The organism is Alloiococcus sp. CFN-8 (genome assembly GCF_049943125.1).
Classification (GTDB): domain Bacteria; phylum Bacillota; class Clostridia; order Clostridiales; family Clostridiaceae; genus JAEXZL01.
On record NZ_CP188040.1, the window covers coordinates 2,133,525 to 2,150,188 of the forward strand.

The 16,664-nt window shown below is 36.2% G+C and carries 13 protein-coding genes and 1 riboswitch; of the genes, 11 read left to right on the top strand and 2 right to left on the bottom strand.

Annotated elements, in window-relative coordinates; translation table 11 throughout:
- The first annotated feature begins 54 nt into the window (after positions 1-54).
- The gene (locus ACPWSR_RS09785) at positions 55-1,845 is read left to right on the top strand and encodes a heme NO-binding domain-containing protein (protein ID WP_426348054.1); all 1,791 of its coding nucleotides are present in this window, start codon (positions 55-57) and stop codon (positions 1,843-1,845) included.
- A gap of 55 nt (positions 1,846-1,900) precedes the next feature.
- Here ACPWSR_RS09785 and ACPWSR_RS09790 read toward each other — a convergent pair whose 3' ends face one another.
- A complete protein-coding gene (locus ACPWSR_RS09790) occupies positions 1,901-2,812 on the bottom strand; it encodes a radical SAM protein (protein ID WP_426348055.1) in 912 nt (303 codons plus the stop codon).
- 119 nt (positions 2,813-2,931) lie between these two features.
- Positions 2,932-3,002, top strand: a riboswitch (Fluoride riboswitch).
- Positions 3,003-3,047: 45 nt separating this feature from the next.
- Here ACPWSR_RS09790 and ACPWSR_RS09795 point away from each other — a divergent pair.
- Positions 3,048-4,244, top strand: coding sequence for a cation:proton antiporter (locus ACPWSR_RS09795; RefSeq protein WP_426348056.1), 1,197 nt, complete (start codon positions 3,048-3,050; stop codon positions 4,242-4,244).
- A 13-nt stretch (positions 4,245-4,257) separates the two neighbouring features.
- Here the strand turns inward: ACPWSR_RS09795 and ACPWSR_RS09800 are convergent, their stop codons facing one another.
- Entirely contained in the window at positions 4,258-5,337 is a 1,080-nt protein-coding gene (locus ACPWSR_RS09800) for a YkvI family membrane protein (RefSeq protein ID WP_426348057.1), read from the bottom strand.
- 145 nt (positions 5,338-5,482) lie between these two features.
- Here ACPWSR_RS09800 and ACPWSR_RS09805 point away from each other — a divergent pair, with 145 nt between their 5' ends.
- From ACPWSR_RS09805 to ACPWSR_RS09845, 9 genes are all read left to right on the top strand, one after another.
- Positions 5,483-6,586, top strand: coding sequence for a hypothetical protein (locus tag ACPWSR_RS09805; protein ID WP_426348058.1), 1,104 nt, complete (start codon positions 5,483-5,485; stop codon positions 6,584-6,586).
- 62 nt (positions 6,587-6,648) lie between these two features.
- Complete coding sequence (locus tag ACPWSR_RS09810; protein WP_426348059.1) at positions 6,649-7,590, top strand: TIGR01212 family radical SAM protein; 942 nt, start codon at positions 6,649-6,651, stop codon at positions 7,588-7,590.
- 80 nt (positions 7,591-7,670) lie between these two features.
- Positions 7,671-8,780, top strand: a complete 1,110-nt coding sequence (locus ACPWSR_RS09815; RefSeq protein ID WP_426348060.1) for an ABC transporter ATP-binding protein — start codon at positions 7,671-7,673, stop codon at positions 8,778-8,780.
- A gap of 16 nt (positions 8,781-8,796) precedes the next feature.
- Positions 8,797-9,744: a PucR family transcriptional regulator gene (locus tag ACPWSR_RS09820; protein WP_426348061.1), complete on the top strand. Its 948-nt coding sequence runs from the start codon at positions 8,797-8,799 to the stop codon at positions 9,742-9,744.
- Positions 9,745-9,883: 139 nt separating this feature from the next.
- A complete protein-coding gene (locus ACPWSR_RS09825) occupies positions 9,884-10,714 on the top strand; it encodes a DUF368 domain-containing protein (RefSeq protein WP_426348062.1) in 831 nt (276 codons plus the stop codon).
- Between the two features lie 206 nt (positions 10,715-10,920).
- Positions 10,921-11,970 (top strand): extracellular solute-binding protein, encoded by a 1,050-nt coding sequence (locus ACPWSR_RS09830; RefSeq protein ID WP_426348063.1) that lies wholly within the window; start codon positions 10,921-10,923, stop codon positions 11,968-11,970.
- Between the two features lie 116 nt (positions 11,971-12,086).
- A complete protein-coding gene (locus tag ACPWSR_RS09835; RefSeq protein ID WP_426348064.1) occupies positions 12,087-13,193 on the top strand; it encodes an ABC transporter ATP-binding protein in 1,107 nt (368 codons plus the stop codon).
- Entirely contained in the window at positions 13,183-14,844 is a 1,662-nt protein-coding gene (locus tag ACPWSR_RS09840) for an ABC transporter permease (protein WP_426348065.1), read from the top strand. The genes ACPWSR_RS09835 and ACPWSR_RS09840 overlap by 11 nt, the downstream gene beginning before the upstream one ends.
- 115 nt (positions 14,845-14,959) lie before the next feature.
- Positions 14,960-16,663 (top strand): sensor histidine kinase, encoded by a 1,704-nt coding sequence (locus tag ACPWSR_RS09845; RefSeq protein ID WP_426348066.1) that lies wholly within the window; start codon positions 14,960-14,962, stop codon positions 16,661-16,663.
- Position 16,664 lies beyond the last annotated feature (1 nt).

The following is a 16,664-nucleotide window of genomic DNA, read 5'->3' on the forward strand; positions in this document are numbered from 1 at the left end:
GATCCGTTTAACTATAAGATAAGACTTAACTATACTAGGATTGGTGGGGTGTTAATGAAAGGAACAGTTGTAGCAACATGGATGAAGAGCTGTAGAAGGCTTTATGGGGATGAAGCTGTAGAAGTGGCGATGGCAGCAGCAGGTTGGAAGAGAAATAGAGTTTTCAATCCTCTAGAAACTGTGGATGATAAAGAAATAGCTGTGGCCATAGAGAAGATAGCAAAGGGAGCAGAAATATCTCTAGGTGAGCTATGGAGGACAATTGGAATTGAAAATGCCAAGGCCTTCCATGAGGATTATCCTGCTTTTTTTCAGACGGAAAACTTTTATTCATTTTTGAGGAATATTTATAACATACATATTGTAATGACCAGAAGGCTTGAGGGGGCAATACCCCCACTTCTTACTCTTGAACCCATTAGCTCAAGGGAGGGGATTATAACCTATGGCTCTAAGAGGGAGATGTATGATTATTTTTATGGAATCTTAGAAGGGTGTGCGGCTATTTTCCAGGAGAGGATTGACCTTTTAGAGATAAGCAGAGAAAAACAAATTTTAAAGGTTAAAATCACCTTTGAAAAGGATATTTATTATAAAAGGAAATATAAGCTCTCAAAAGCTTTATCTCTGGGACTATTTAGGAAGCCTGAGCTGAAAATAGGATTTATAACCTTAGCAATATCAGCTTTAGGAGGTGCTGCATTTTTAGGGCTTAAGGGAGCTATTATTGCAGGAGGGTTAGGAGGAATTATATCAACCATTGGCGCAGGAATAGTTTTAAAGCCCATCAAGGCCCTAGAGCAGGAGCTTATGGCTGTTAATGAAAAAAGATATTATCTAGAAGGAAGCTTGGAGACAGGTGATTATTTAGAAGATATTTATAAGCTAATAGATAGCTATAAAAAGCTTATGAAGGAGGATTTTGTAGGCTTTAAGGGGAATACCGATGAGATGACTGTGTTTCTTGAAAAGCTTAAGGAAATAACTGAGGAGATGAATAATACCACTGAGCAGATAGAAGGAGTGGTAGATCAAGTATCTTCAGGAGCTGTTTCACAGGCAGAAAGTACTGGTAATATAGCTAATGAAGTAAACAATAATGTATCGAGCCTCATAGACCTCAGTGAGGTACAGTATGGCAACAAGGAAAGTCTTCTAAAGACTGTGGATAAGATAAAGGATAGCTATAATCACCTTAATAGCTCCTCTGAAAATATGAAGGGTGTTTTGCAGGACTTCCAAGTGGTGAAAAGTAGCAGTGAAGCCTTGGAAGGTAAGGCTAACGAAATTATGGAGGTTGTGACTACCGTATCTAGAATTGCAGAACAAACTAATCTATTAGCCCTCAATGCCTCCATTGAAGCCGCCAGAGCAGGAGAGCTGGGTAGAGGCTTTGCAGTGGTGGCAGATTCCGTAAGAAGTCTTGCTGAGCAATCAAAGGGAGCTGTTAGTGATATAAGCTCAAGGCTACAAGGAGTGGTTAAGGATATAAAAGGAGTAGCTTCTTTAGTTGATAATCAATATAGAGACCTAGAAAGGGAGGCTACAGGCTTAGAAGAGGTGAGACAAAAAAATCTTGAGGCAGCTGAAGCTGTGGAAGAGATTGTTTCTAGTACCTCAATGACTATAGAAAGCTTGAAGGAGCATGCACAAAGCTTTAAGGGACTTTCAGAAACTATAGAACAGCTAGCCGCTATAGCAGAAGAGAATTCTGCCTCCTCTGAGGAGGTCAATGCCAGTATCTCTGAGTATACGGAAAAGCTTAGAGAGCTATTTGATTATATAGGCAAGTTCGGTAATGTTACAGAGATATTAAAAAAACAGCTGGAGAGCTATAAAATATAAAGATTAAGGGCTTACCTAGAGGAATTTATATTCTCTGAGATAAGCCCTTTTGCTTTTACACACCACGATAATCAAAGGCTGGGATAAAGGATTCTGAAGCAGTGCCTTCTTCTTGAATAAAGGCGTTGGTTACTCCAAGGCTCAGGGCATAATCAATAAGGGCTTCATAGTGGTGATTATTTAGGGGCTTACTGATCTCCTTATATTGCTTTGCTTTATGAGTTGGGGTATATTGATTCATAATGCTTATGTATATAGAATGCCCATAGGTATTATAAAGGTAATCTATTATCTTTTTGCTATCAAATAAAAGACCCGGAAGCATCATATGACGTACTATTATTCCCTTAGTCATTATCCCATCCTCGTTGAAGGAGGGCTCTCCTACCTGTCTATACATTTCCTCAATAGCTTTAGATGCCGTCTTGAAGTAGTCCTTAGCTCTGGAGTATTTTGTGGAATATTTATCATCAAAATATTTTAAGTCCGGGAGATAAATATCTATTAAGCCTTCTAATGATTTAATGGTATCTAAGGTGTCGTAGCTTCCCGTATTATAAACAATGGGGAGACTAAGGCCCTTTTCCTTAGAGAGTATTATAGCTTCTCGGATTTGAGGAACAAAATGAGTAGGGGTAACTAAGTTTATATTATGGGCTCCCAGGCTTTCTAGCTCTAAAAATATTTCTGATAATCTTTCTATGGATATTTCCTTGCCAGCTCCACCAGTGCTTATTTCATAGTTTTGGCAGAATACACAGCCCAGGCTGCAGGAAGAAAAAAACACTGTTCCTGAACCCTTAGTACCGGAGATGCAGGGCTCCTCCCAGTGATGAAGAGCGGCTCTTGAAGCAAAGATTCTATCACTGCTTTTGCAAAAACCAAGCTCTCCCTTTGTTCTATCTACACCGCAATTTCTGGCACAAAGGCTGCAGTGAGTCAGAGAATTTATGTTATTTGTAGTCATTAGAACTTCACCTGTATCCTTACATAATTTATCATCTCTAATGAATATACCTCAATAGAAAAGAAAAGAAAAGTATTATAGATATATATGCCTTGACCTGGTTAAAATATTGAAATATAATCAGCTTTGGGAATGAAGTTCTCCCTTGGGTAACCTAAACCGCTTTTAAGCTGATGACTTCTGTGATTATTCATCGCAGAAAGCATCAGTTTTTTGCGTATAAGGAGGTTTTTTTATGTTAACATCTCTTGCACTTATTTTTCTTGTTGGTTTATCAGTAGCGTCAATTTGTCAGAGAATCAGGCTTCCAAGGATTATTGGGATGCTGACAACTGGTATTATTCTTGGTCCCTATGCTTTTGATTTACTGGATTCATCCATTCTTAATATATCTGCTGATTTACGTAAGCTAGCTTTGATTATTATTTTGATTAAGGCTGGGTTATCTCTAAACCTTGGAGACTTAAAAAAGGTTGGACGTCCTGCATTATTAATGTCATTTGTTCCTGCATTATTTGAAATAACAACCTATATTATATTTGCTCCCAGGCTACTGAACATAACTTATATGGAAGCAGCTGTTATGGGAGCAGTTATAGCAGCTGTTTCTCCTGCTGTAGTTGTTCCTAAGATGGTTTATTTAATAGAAAGAAAATATGGAACAGATAAAAGTATTCCTCAGCTCATCCTTGCCGGTGCTTCCTTAGATGATGTCTTTGTAATTGTATTGTTTTCTACCTTTCTAAGTATGCTTCAAGGGAATTCGGCGTCGGTATTAGATTTTGTTAATATACCAGTTTCTATACTTTTGGGCATTATACTTGGAGCTTTAACAGCTCTGTTATTGGCATTGTTCTTTGAGACGAGATATGCAAGTAAGCATTACGTACGTAATAGCACAAAAGTTATTATACTCTTGGGAACTTCATTTATGTTTATTGCTATAGAAGGATGGCTCGAAGGAATAATTTCTATTTCAGGTTTACTTGCTGTTATGAGTATGGCTGCTGTTCTAAAAATGAAAAGCACAGAGTTTGTATCCAAACGTCTAGCAGAAAAATTCGGAAAGCTGTGGCTTGCAGCAGAGGTGGTTTTGTTTGTCCTCGTTGGTGCAGCGGTGGATATTAGATTCACCTTAAGTGCAGGAATCGCTGCTGTTTTGATGGTTTTTATTGCCTTATTTTTTAGATCAGTCGGCGTTCTCTGTTGCTTAATAGGTACATCCTTGAATATGAAAGAACGCTTATTTTGTGTAATTGCTTATCTTCCTAAGGCCACAGTACAGGCTGCTATTGGTGCTGTTCCTCTTTCCCTAGGATTACCTTGCGGTAAATTAGTCCTTTCTGTAGCTGTTTTAGCTATTATTATTACTGCACCCCTTGGAGCCTTTGGCATAGATACCAGCTATAAAAAGTTACTTAAAAAGAAATAAGCTCTTCAGCTCTTTATCCTTTATTTCTCTTAAAGAAGTAATAATAGAGGCACTGAGCTATAAATAGCAGGCTCAGCATACCGAAAATAGGATACAAAATGGATATGAGATTTGTAAAGCCAAGCTGGGATATAGGGAAGGCTATGGCTAAAACTATGAAGATACAGCTTTTAAAGGGGAGCTTAAAAACATTTTGAAGGCTTCTGCTTATGCTGTAAACATCAGACACCTCCGTAGAAAACATCTCCAGCCAGATTACCACCAGGAGCAGCAGCTGAATAGGAGTACCGAAACGATCTGCGATGTAGAGAAGAGGGATGTCATAGCTATATATATTGGGCTGGTTTAACATAAGCATTAGATTTATAAAAACACATAGGACTGATAGTCCCAGGGAACCCAATATGATTCCTGCAATTACAGCTTTTTTACTCTTCATTTCTCTACTGAGGGGGACTAACACCCCAGAACAGGAGAGGATGTTATAACCGCTGTATAATATCGAGGATATAAGCCAACCTTTTTTTATGGGTACTATAGATTGTAGCTTTTGGAGAGTTATTGCATCCTTATAAAAAAACACGTAAAGTCCCATGAGGGTTACTATAGTTATAATGAGGGAAGGAACTATTATTGTATTTATCCCAATTAAGCCATCAGTACCTCTCCATAGAATTATCACTGCTAATATCAGCATCAGTGCTGTGCCTACGATTTTTGGTATCCCAAAGTATTCATTTATCAAGGAACCGCAGCCAGCAAGGATAATAGAAGCACTGCTTAAAATATAAAAAGTAGTTATAAGAGTTGTCCCTTTGCTTAGAACTGAAAGAAAAGGATTGCCATCGTTTCCCTTTGTTACTAAGGCTATTACATCAGCATAGGAATTTAGATTATTATCAATGCTCAGCTTACTTATGATTGAACATAAAAAAATATAAAAGCAGCCCGTAAGGGCTATCCCAAAGAAGCTCTTAAAGCCATAGGAAGTGAAAAATTGAGTTATCTCCTTACCAGAGGCAAGACCTGCCCCTACAATAGTACCTATAAACACTGCTGCTACCTGAAAGACCTTGGAGATTTCTTTATTCACCTTTTTATTCTCCTCCTGTTTATTTATATGTTAATAATATATAGGCTTTTATAAGAAATTATGTTAGAAAGTATGAAAGAGGCATATTTTAGAAGTCTGCAGTAAATAATATTTATGATATTTTCCTAAGTTAGGAGTGTAGAGTATGAAGAGAATTATTGTTTCATTGCTGCTAATATTATTGGTATTTACTGCTTATGGCTGCAATAGAGGTGAAGGCAGAGAAGGTAGAAGGGTTAAAGGTACAGTAATAAATACAGAAGAGGCTATGAAGCTATCAGAAAAATATCTAACCTTTTTGGTCAGTGAAAATTACGAGGAAGCTTTAAAGCTCTGTTCTGAGGATATTAAGGAAGGGGCACAGAAGGAAAAAGGAGATTTGAGACTGGTAGGCTTTATGATGGATAATTATGATGAGGCCGGAAGCAGTCTTATGATAAACTATAAGCTCTCCCTAGTAAAAAAAGGAGAGCCTAGAGCAGATTTAGATAATTTATCTATAACCGTAGCTAGGGAAGATGACGGTTATAAAATTACAAAGCTCAGTGCAAAAACAGAGAAGGAAGCTTATTTAGAAGGAAATGCCCTGAGACAAAGAAGAGAGGAAGAGGTGCAGAGCAGCCCTATAATAAGACTTCATAGATTGCCAGTGGAAATATACAGCAGGGAAAACAAGGCTGAGTACACAAAGGTCACTGTGCCAAGGGAAAGATTTTCAGCAGTTACCTTCGGATATCAGGGAGAATCCATAGCCATATCCTCAGAGAATGGCTCATCCTACATAGGGATAATAGCTATTGATGACAGCCAGCAGACCTTTAGCTCCATGGGTGGTAGTGGAGGCGGAGGAGGAAAGGGTAGTCAGGGACAGGAAGGAAACCAGGAAGAGGGACTATCAGGAGAGGATATAAGCTCTGAAAAGCCCATAGGAAAAGAGATAAGCTCTATCGATGTGATAGAAAATTCTACAATAAATTATTTAGTATTTTCTAAGGATGAAAAATATATCATGGCAGAATATGCTGTTAATGGAATAAGCTCTATCAAGGTCTATAAAGCAGAGAGTGGGGACCCAATCCATAAGGAACTGGAAAGTATATTTCCTATAAGCAGCTATCAACTGACCTTTAATAGCTTCACAGAGGATGAGGTAACCTTTAAGGTAGAGAGCCTTAAGGGTGACAATAATCAAGAAGAAGGCATCTATGGCCTCAGTCTTGAGGATCATTCTATTAAGAAGCATGAATAATTGCCTTTAGTGTAATTATCCTATAGAATGATAATGAGACTTAAGAAGAAAGGATAATTATTATGGAAAAGACATGGGGAGATAAGAGATATCACAGCCTTAATTATTTCCTTAGAGAAAAGTTTGGAGAAAAGATATTCAAGATATCCCTGGACGGAGGCTTTACCTGTCCTAATAGAGATGGTACCGTAAGCCACGGTGGCTGCATTTTTTGCAGTGAAAGAGGCTCAGGAGACTTTGCCGGTTCCAGGGATTTTTCTATAGATAAGCAGTTCAGCGATATAAAGCTCATGATGAATAAGAAATGGAAGCAGGGGAAATACATAGCTTACTTCCAGGCCTATACCAATACCTATGCTCCTGTAGAGGTTTTAAGAGAGAAATATCAAGAGGCTATGAGCCAGGAAGGAGTAGTGGGGCTAGCCATAGCTACAAGGCCAGATTGCTTAGGAGAAGATGTTCTGGACCTTTTAGAGGAAATCAGCAAAAAGCTGTATGTATGGGTAGAGCTAGGCTTGCAGACCTCTAAGGATAGTACTGCCAAGCTTATTAATAGAGGCTATAAGCTAGAGGTCTTTGAAGAAGGGGTTAAAAACCTTCGAAAAAGAGGAATTGATGTGGTGGTTCATACAATCTTTGGACTGCCAGAGGAAAGCTCTGAGGATATGCTTGATACCGTAAGATATATAAGCACCCTTCCTATTCAGGGAGTTAAATTCCACCTTCTACACCTCATGGAGGGAACACCAATAGTTAAGCTCTATGAACAGGGAAGGCTTAAGTTTATGTCACAGGAAGAATATATTGACCTTATATGTAAGAGCATAACCCTACTGCCAGAAGAGATAGTGGTTCATAGATTGACTGGTGATGCTCCAAGGGAGCTTCTCATAGGGCCTCTCTGGAGCTTAAAGAAATGGGAGATATTAAATGCCATTGATAATACTCTTAAGGATAATAACTGGTATCAGTCTTTGGATTATTATACAAATAACCGTTTTTAACTTTGGAATTAATACGTATGGAATAATAGCTGTAAAACGGTTACAATTATAGTGTAATAATATTAGAGGAGGATACATCAATGGCAAGTTTATCATTAGAACGTATTTACAAGGTTTATCCCGGAAATGTTACCGCTGTAAAGGACTTTAATTTAGATATAGCAGATAAAGAATTCATAGTTTTCGTAGGACCATCTGGTTGTGGTAAGTCTACAACCCTTAGAATGATTGCAGGATTAGAGGAAATAACAGAAGGAGAATTAAAGATAGGAGATAAGGTAGTAAATGACGTGGCTCCAAAGGATAGAGATATAGCCATGGTATTCCAGAACTACGCCTTATATCCTCATATGAGTGTTTATGACAACATGGCTTTTGGTCTTAAGCTTAGAAAGGTTCCAAAGGCAGAAATAGATAAGAAGGTAAAGGAAGCTGCAAAGATACTTGATATAGAGCATCTTTTAGATAGAAAGCCTAAGGCTCTATCTGGTGGACAGAGACAGAGAGTTGCGATGGGACGTGCTATCGTAAGAAATCCTAAGGTATTCCTTATGGACGAGCCTCTTTCTAACCTTGATGCAAAGCTGAGAGTTCAGATGAGAACTGAGATTGCTAAGCTTCATCAAAGACTTCAGACTACCTTTGTGTATGTAACTCATGACCAGACAGAGGCCATGACTTTAGGTACTAGAATCGTAGTTATGAAGGATGGTTTAGTTCAGCAGGTAGATTCTCCTCAGGAAATCTACGAGAATCCAGTAAATCTCTTTGTAGCAGGTTTTATAGGAAGCCCACAGATGAACTTTATAGATTCTAAGCTTGTAGAAAAAGATGGTAAGCTTTATGCTACCTTTGGCAGCGACACAGTCGAAGTTCCAGCAGATAAGGCTGCAGTTTTAAAGAATAAGGGATATGCAGGAAAAGAAGTTATCCTTGGTATTAGACCTGAGCATTTAACTACTAAGGCTGATTATATAAATGCAAATCCTGATGCAGTTATTGAAGCTAATGTAGAAGTTACTGAGCTTATGGGAGCTGAAAGCTATATTTATCTATCCAAGGGTAAGGCTAACATAACTGCTAGAGTTAATGGAAGCACTTCCTTAAAGGCTGGAGACTTAGCTCAAATTGCTCTTTACACTGACAAGATTCACGTGTTTGATAAAGAAAGCGAGCTCACAATAATTTAATATATGAGGTGGTTAGATGTACATGTTTCAAAGCTATCTTGAGGAGCTTTCAAGGGAAAGTGGTATAAGGTTTAAGCTTTCCTTTCTGGAGGGAAAAGAAATCTTTAGCTCTCTAAAAGGAGTTAAAAAGTCCTCCTGTATTAACAAAGAGATAGCCTTAGGTAGAGAAAGAGGTCTGTTGACTCTTGAAAAAGAAAATGAAAACTGTGCATCGGTGCTTGGCTTTTCAATAAATCAAAAGTATATTGATCTCCGCTATTATAGGGAGCAGATGATAATGGATATTTTAGAGGGGAAAGGGGCTGCTTTTGAAGCTATTAGCAGCACCCTCCCTTTCTTGCTTAGAAAAACAACATTATTTTTAATAAGCACTGATGGAAATAATTATGATGTCCTCGCTACCCTGAAGGAGCTCTATGAGGAATCAAAGGCGGTAGCCATAGTTTATGATCAGAATATTCTTCTTTTTGGAGAGTTCCCTTCACCCTATGACCATGCTAGGGGTATAGTTGAGGCTATCAATTCAGAGCTGTTTTTAAAGGCTTATATAGCTTATGAGGTCATACCTGAAGGAAGCTTTGCTGTTAAGACAGCCTTTGAGAAGGCTAAAGAGGCTATTGCTATTGGAAAGAACTATTCCTTCAGAAATATGATATTTACCAGTGAGGAATTGCTTTTCGAAAAGGCAGTGCAGAGTATAGACCTCAAGGTTAAAAAAGAAATAACAGAGGGTATGGAAGAAAAGCTTTCTGAGCTGGATATAGATATGCTTAATACTATTGAGGAATTTATAGCTAGCGGTTTAAATATAAGCGAAGCAGCTAAAAGATTATTTGTCCATAGAAATACATTAATTTATAGGCTGGAAAAGCTTGCTAAGGATACGGGCTACGATGTGAGAAACTTTAAAGAAGCCGTTGTATTTTATGTGGCCTTTCTTCTGTGGAAGGAAAATAGGAGATAGTAGAGAAAAATTATATTTTTCTTAAGAATATATAAGGAATATTGACATAATAAGGTTAAATTAATTATTATGTAATAGGAATCAATAAGCATCCTGCTGTATTTCAGGATGCTTATATAAATTATATGCGGAGGATTATATGGACTCTAATAAGAAGTTGCATAAGGATAATTTTTTATACACGGCACTTAAGGGACTGATTGTTGGTGCTTCAATGCTTGTACCCGGGGTTAGTGGTGGTTCAATGGCCATGATACTGGGGATATATGGCAAGCTGGTAAGAGCAGTAAGCTCATTTTTTAAAGACATTTTAGGAAATGTTCTTTTCCTTGGAACCTTTGTACTGGGAGCAGGGATAGGAATGATCTTGTTTGCCAGCCCTTTAGGAAAGCTTACGGAGAACTATAACATGATAATGATGTATTTCTTCATGGGAGCAGTGGCAGGAGGAATACCATTGATTTATAAAAGCTCAAAAGTGAAGAAGATTACTGCTAAAGAGATATTTTATATATTCATAGGTGCACTAATTACATTATTAATAAACTTTATCCCAGAAGGAATCTTTGATTTTGGCGGGGGGTTAACACTTGCAAGCCTTGGTATGCTTGCTTTGGGAGGAATAGTGATTGCTGTGGCCTTAATTCTTCCAGGAATTAGCGTATCCTACATGCTTTTAGTATTAGGGATGTATACAGAAACCATGAACGCTATCAAAAGCTTATATTTCCCTTATTTAATACCTTTAGCTTTAGGAGTTCTTTTAGGAGTGGTATTAACCACAAGAATATTAGAAACTACCATGAACAGATATCCTGAAAAGACCTATTTAATTATCTTAGGCTTTATCATAGGTTCAGTGGTTATGGTATTCCCAGGGCTACCAGCGGGAATGGAGCTTCTAATATGCCCTATAATGTTCCTTTTAGGCTTCATCATAATAAAGAAAATAAGCAGCTTTCAGGCATAGATTTATACAATCTATGCTTTTTTTTTATGGAGCAAAGGGTAATTGTCCTTAATTTTGCATTTAATTTTTAACCTACTAGGTTACCTAAAAAGTGAAAAAGAGGATTTATTGTGTTTATTTTTTTAGATGTTTTTATAAAATAGTTGGATAGACAATGAACTATTACATTTATACAATTAAATTAATAAGTAAATAGGAGGTTTGTTATGAAAAGGATATCATTGTTATCAGCTATTTTATCAGTCATAGTAATGACAACTGCAGTAGGCTGTGGTACCAGTAAAGCTAATGACTCTAGTAAGGGCGAGGAAGAAAATGTTTTAGTTGTCTATACGGCTAGAAGTGAGAACCTAAATAATCTTGTAATTCAAGGCTTTGAGCAGGAGACTGGGATAAAGGTAGAAGCGGTGGTAGCTGGTACAGGTGAGCTTTTAAAGAGAGTGGAATCTGAGCAGAAAAATCCTTTAGGAGATATTCTATGGGCTGGAGATGAAACAATGCTGTCATCTTCTAAGGAGCTTTTCGAAGAATATGTATCTCCAGAAAACGAATACATGAGTGAAGCGTTTAAAAATAAAACAGGCTATTTTTCCCCTGCCTTTGCCGACCCAACTGTATTTATTGTAAATAAAAACCTTAAGGGAGACATGAAAATCGAAGGGTTTGAAGATTTGCTTAATCCAGAGTTAAAGGGGAAGATCATCTTTGGGGATCCCACTAGCTCTAGCTCTGCATTTCAATCCTTAGTTGCAATGCTTTATGCCATGGGTAAGGATGAAGATCCATTTTCTGAGGAAGCTTGGGACTATGTTGATGCTTTTTTGAAAAACCTAGATGGAAAAATGGCAAATAGCTCTGGTCAAGTACATAAGAGTGTAGCTGACGGAGAATATGTTGTTGGTCTTACATGGGAAGATCCGGCAGCTAATTATGTTAAAAATGGTGGAAATGTAGAGGTTGTATTCCCTACGGAGGGTGCTATATTCCCTGGAGAATCCGTACAGATAATAAAGGGAGCTGCCAACCTAGAGAATGCTAAGAAATTTGTAGATTATATGCTTTCGGAAAAGGTACAAAATGATGTAGGTAGTCAGCTAACTGTTCGTCCACTTAGAGAGGGTGCTACCTTAGCAGATTATATGACTCCTTTTGATAATATTAAGCTGTTTGATAATTATGATGAAGGTTGGGTTTCAGAAAATAAAGAAGCTATAACTAAGGAATTCACTGAACACCTAGAAATGACATTAGAATAACAAGATATTTCAGTTAATGGAAGCTTATATACTAAACAAAGTTTTGTATTTTATAAGCTTCCATTATTATTAAAGGTGAATTTATGGTAAATTTACTAGGAAGGTCAGGTTGAATCATGAGTGTAGAAATAAAAATTGATAATGTGGTTAAAAAATATGGAAAAGATATTGTAATAAATAAATTATCCCTAAATATTAAACCAGGAGAATTCTTTACTCTCCTTGGTCCATCTGGCTGTGGTAAGACAACCTTACTTAGAATGATTATTGGCTTTAATTCCATAGAAGAAGGAGATATTTTTATTGATAATAGAAGGATTAATGATATACCTACCAGTAAAAGAAATATGGGTATGGTCTTTCAGAATTATGCTATTTTCCCCCATATGTCTGTGGAGGATAATGTAGCCTTCGGTTTGAAGAATAGAAAGGTTAATAAAGAAGAAATCAAGAAAAGAGTAGATGAGATATTAAGGATTGTTAAAATAGATCACCTAAAAGAAAGAATGCCTGCAAAGCTATCTGGTGGGCAGCAGCAGAGAATTGCCTTAGCTAGGGCTTTAGTAATTAATCCAGAAGTATTACTCATGGATGAACCACTGTCTAATCTTGATGCTAAGCTTAGAGTAGAGATGAGAAATGTTATAAAGAGAATTCACGATAGTATAGGAGTTACCACTGTATATGTAACCCATGACCAGGAAGAGGCTCTAGCAATCTCTGATAGAATAGCTGTTATGTATAACGGAATAATCCAGCAGATAGGAACTCCTAAGGAAATTTATCAAAGGCCTGCCAATGTCTTTGTTTCAACCTTTATTGGTGTTTCTAATATAATTGAGGTTAATCTAGAAGCCATAGGCAATAAGAAATTACTAGTGTTCTCCTCCGATTATACAGAAGTTATAGAGAATATTTCAGAAGAAGCTGTTTCAGGGGAGAAGGTTGTATTGTCAGTGCGACCAGAGGAGTTTATTATTAGTAATGATGGACGCGGTATCAAAGGAATCGTTAGAAGCAGTATATTCTTAGGAATGACAATTCATTATTTTGTGGAGCTTAAGGATGGTAGTGAAGTAGAGGTTATACAGATTATTGACAATCAAGATATAATTGCTGACGGCAGTGAAATATTTCTAAAAGTAAATACTGATAGAGTAAATGTTTTTAATAAGGAAACAGGGAATTCCTTAATAAGAGAGGTGTATTGCATTGCACAATAAGAAAAAAGGCTTATCAATGTGGAGCGTAAGTACCCTGATAATTCTAGCTATATTTGGCTTGTTCATAATATATCCGTTATTATTAGTGCTGGTGAAAAGTGTTATTGATCCAGAGAATGGTAAAGCTACATTAAGCTATTTCTTTAAATTCTTTCAGAAAAAGTTCTACTGGAGTACATTAATAAATAGCTTTAAGGTAACTATAGTAGCTACTATTTTATCTGTATTATTAGGACTTCCTATAGCTTATATTATGAGGAGTACAAAAATTAAGGGGAGCGGATTTTTAGATATCCTAATTGTAATATCCTATCTATCACCACCCTTTATTGGCGCATATGCTTGGATACAACTTTTAGGAAGAAATGGATTTATTACCAGGATAATAAATTTTCTTTTTAACGTTAAGCTCAACGGTATTTATGGTTTTGCAGGAATTGTTTTAGTATTTACTCTTCAATCATTCCCATTAGTATATATGTATATTTCAGGAGCTCTAAAAAGTATAGACAATTCCCTAAATGAAGCAGCGGAAAGTCTGGGAGCCCCAAGCTTTAAGAGAATAACCTCAATAATAATTCCTTTAATTATGCCCACATTATTAGCCAGCTCGCTGCTTGTATTCATGAGGGTCATAGCGGATTTTGGGACACCTATGCTCATTGGTGAAGGATATAAGACAATGCCAGTGCTTATTTATGGACAATTTATGGGAGAAGTAGGAGGGGATGACGGCTTTGCAGCTGCTATATGCATGATAATGGTTATAGTAACTCTGTTATTATTTATATTGCAAAAGTTTTTATCTAACAGAAATTCCTATGCTATGACAGCATTAAAGCCAATGGTAGCAGAAGAGGTAAGGGGAATCAAAGGATTGCTTTGTCATGGTTTTGTATATTTGGCAGTTTTCATGGCAGTATTACCTCAGATGGTTGTTATTTATACTTCATTTTTAAAGAGTAATGGAGGGCAGGTTTTCACGGGAGGATTTTCATTAGATAGCTATAAGGCCACAATTTTTACTAAGAGTAATATGGCAATTTTAAATACCTATAAATTTGGATTGATAGCTATAGTGGCTATAGTGATAGCAGGAATACTCATTTCATACCTAACCGTTAGAAAAAGGAGCTTTTTAACATATATTATAGATATTTTAGTTATGTTTCCTTATATAATTCCTGGTTCTGTTTTAGGTATTTCATTTTTATTTGCTTTTGGAGATTATCCCATTCTTTTATCTGGAACCTCGGCGATTATAATCATTGCATATGCTATTAGACGACTTCCTTACACTGTCCGTTCTACTTCAGCTATTATAGGACAAATAAGTCCCAGTGTAGAAGAAGCTGCTGTAAGCCTTGGAGCCTCAGAGATAAAGACCTTTTTTAAGATTATGGTACCTATGATGATGCCTGGGGTACTATCGGGAGCTATATTAAGCTGGGTTACAGCTATCAGTGAATTGAGCTCTTCTGTTATTCTTTATAATAGTGGAACTCAAACACTTACAGTATCTATATATACTGAGGTTATTCGAGGAAATTATGGTAATGCCGCAGCATATTCTACAGTTCTCACCTTTACCTCAATAATATCTTTATTAATATTTTTTAAGCTAACAGGTAAAAAGGAGATTAGTATGTAATTGATCTGTATTATTAATATTTCACCGTAGAGTCTAAATTAAAGAATGCTCTACGGTGTTTTTTTGTAACTTTTAGTAGAAATATGGTATAATTTTTCTGAATAGAGGTGATTTTATGAACAAAAGGAAAAGTTATCATCACTATACTAAGAGGTTCTTTTTGACTTATGCCTTTGTATTAATAGGATTAATTGCAGTTTCACTACTTATATATCTTTTTTTAAATCTTAAGCTATTTGTAATAGAAAGTAGTAGAGCTACAGGAATTAAAATGGGAGAAATTATAAAGGAAGAGTATCTGCAATATTATGAGGAAATCGAGGACCTTTCAGAAAACCATTACATTGTAGAGGCTCTGGTTGATAGACAGGCAAATAGACAGGTTAATGAACTTCTATATGACATGGTAAATAGCAAGAATATTCACGGAAATTTTGTGTTGTTAGATAAAGAGGATAGTATTTTATCTACCAATCTGTATTATAATAATCAAAAATTATTTTTACTCAATAATATTATTAAGGATATTATTATTAGGTCTAAGGATTCACCAGAATTTACTCATTATTTTACTTCCAGTCACAGGTATGATAATAATCAAAGCTCTTCCTATATTTTTTCTAAAGGTATTATAAGTAACGGAGAGGTTATAGGGACTATTATTCTCCAATTAAGGAGTGAAGACTTTAGAGCTTGTCTAGAGGATAGCAAGGTAGATGCTATTATCCTTGTAGACAATTTTGATAACGTTATATATTCAGGTAACGACAGGTTTATTGATGCCACTGGTAAGTATAAGGCTCCTAATAATAATGGATTTGTAAAGATAAATAGAGTTCCCTATTATACTACAACTAATATTTTGGAGGATATAGGAGTTAAGTTAATTACTCTTCATTCTGTAGTTTTAGTCAGTAATCTGCTATCATTTGGACTTTTTTTCTTATTGTTTATATGTGTATTTATGATTATATTAGTGGTTATCATTTCAGAAAAGCTAGTAAATAAAAAGCTATATCCTTTTGACCAGCTCATGGAAGGAATTAAGCAGCTGAAGGAGGAAAACTTTGACTATAGAATTCAGCAAGAGACCTTTGACGAATTTGTAATTCTTTATCAAGAATTCAATGAGATGAGTTCAAAGGTGCAGGAGCTCATAAAAAGGAATTCTGAGCTATCTGAAAGAAGACGGATTATGGAGATAAAAAATATAAAGTCTCAATTCAATCCACATTTTGTATATAATGTCATGGAAAGCTTAAGATATGAGATGGTAATAAATCCAAAAAGGGCTTCGGAATTTTTAGTATCCTTTGCTAACCTAATGAGATATAGCATAAATTATGGAGCTATAGAGGTGGAATTTAAGACTGATATTCAATATATCGAGGATTATCTAAGAATTCAAAAGGCGAGATTTAATAGAAGGTTTGATTATAATATAGAAATAGATCAGGAGCTTTTAAAATATAAGGTTCCAAAGCTTTTGATTCAGCCGATTGTAGAGAACTCTATCAACCATAGCATGGAATATGTTCCTAAATTACAGCTAAGCATTAAAATAGAAAGGGATAATGGAGGGATTTCCTGTACCATTATAGACAATGGAAAGGGAATGAGCCAAGAGAAGCTTCATGAGCTTAGAGAGAATTTAGAGAAGGAGGAAGCTGTATCTACATCTTTTGGATTGTATAATGTTCAAAGAACCATAAGGCTGCTTTATGGTAATGATTATGGTATTTATATTGAAAGTGATGAATTACATGGAACCAAGACCATAGTTAATATTCCCTTCGTAGGAGGTGAAGCTATTGTATAAG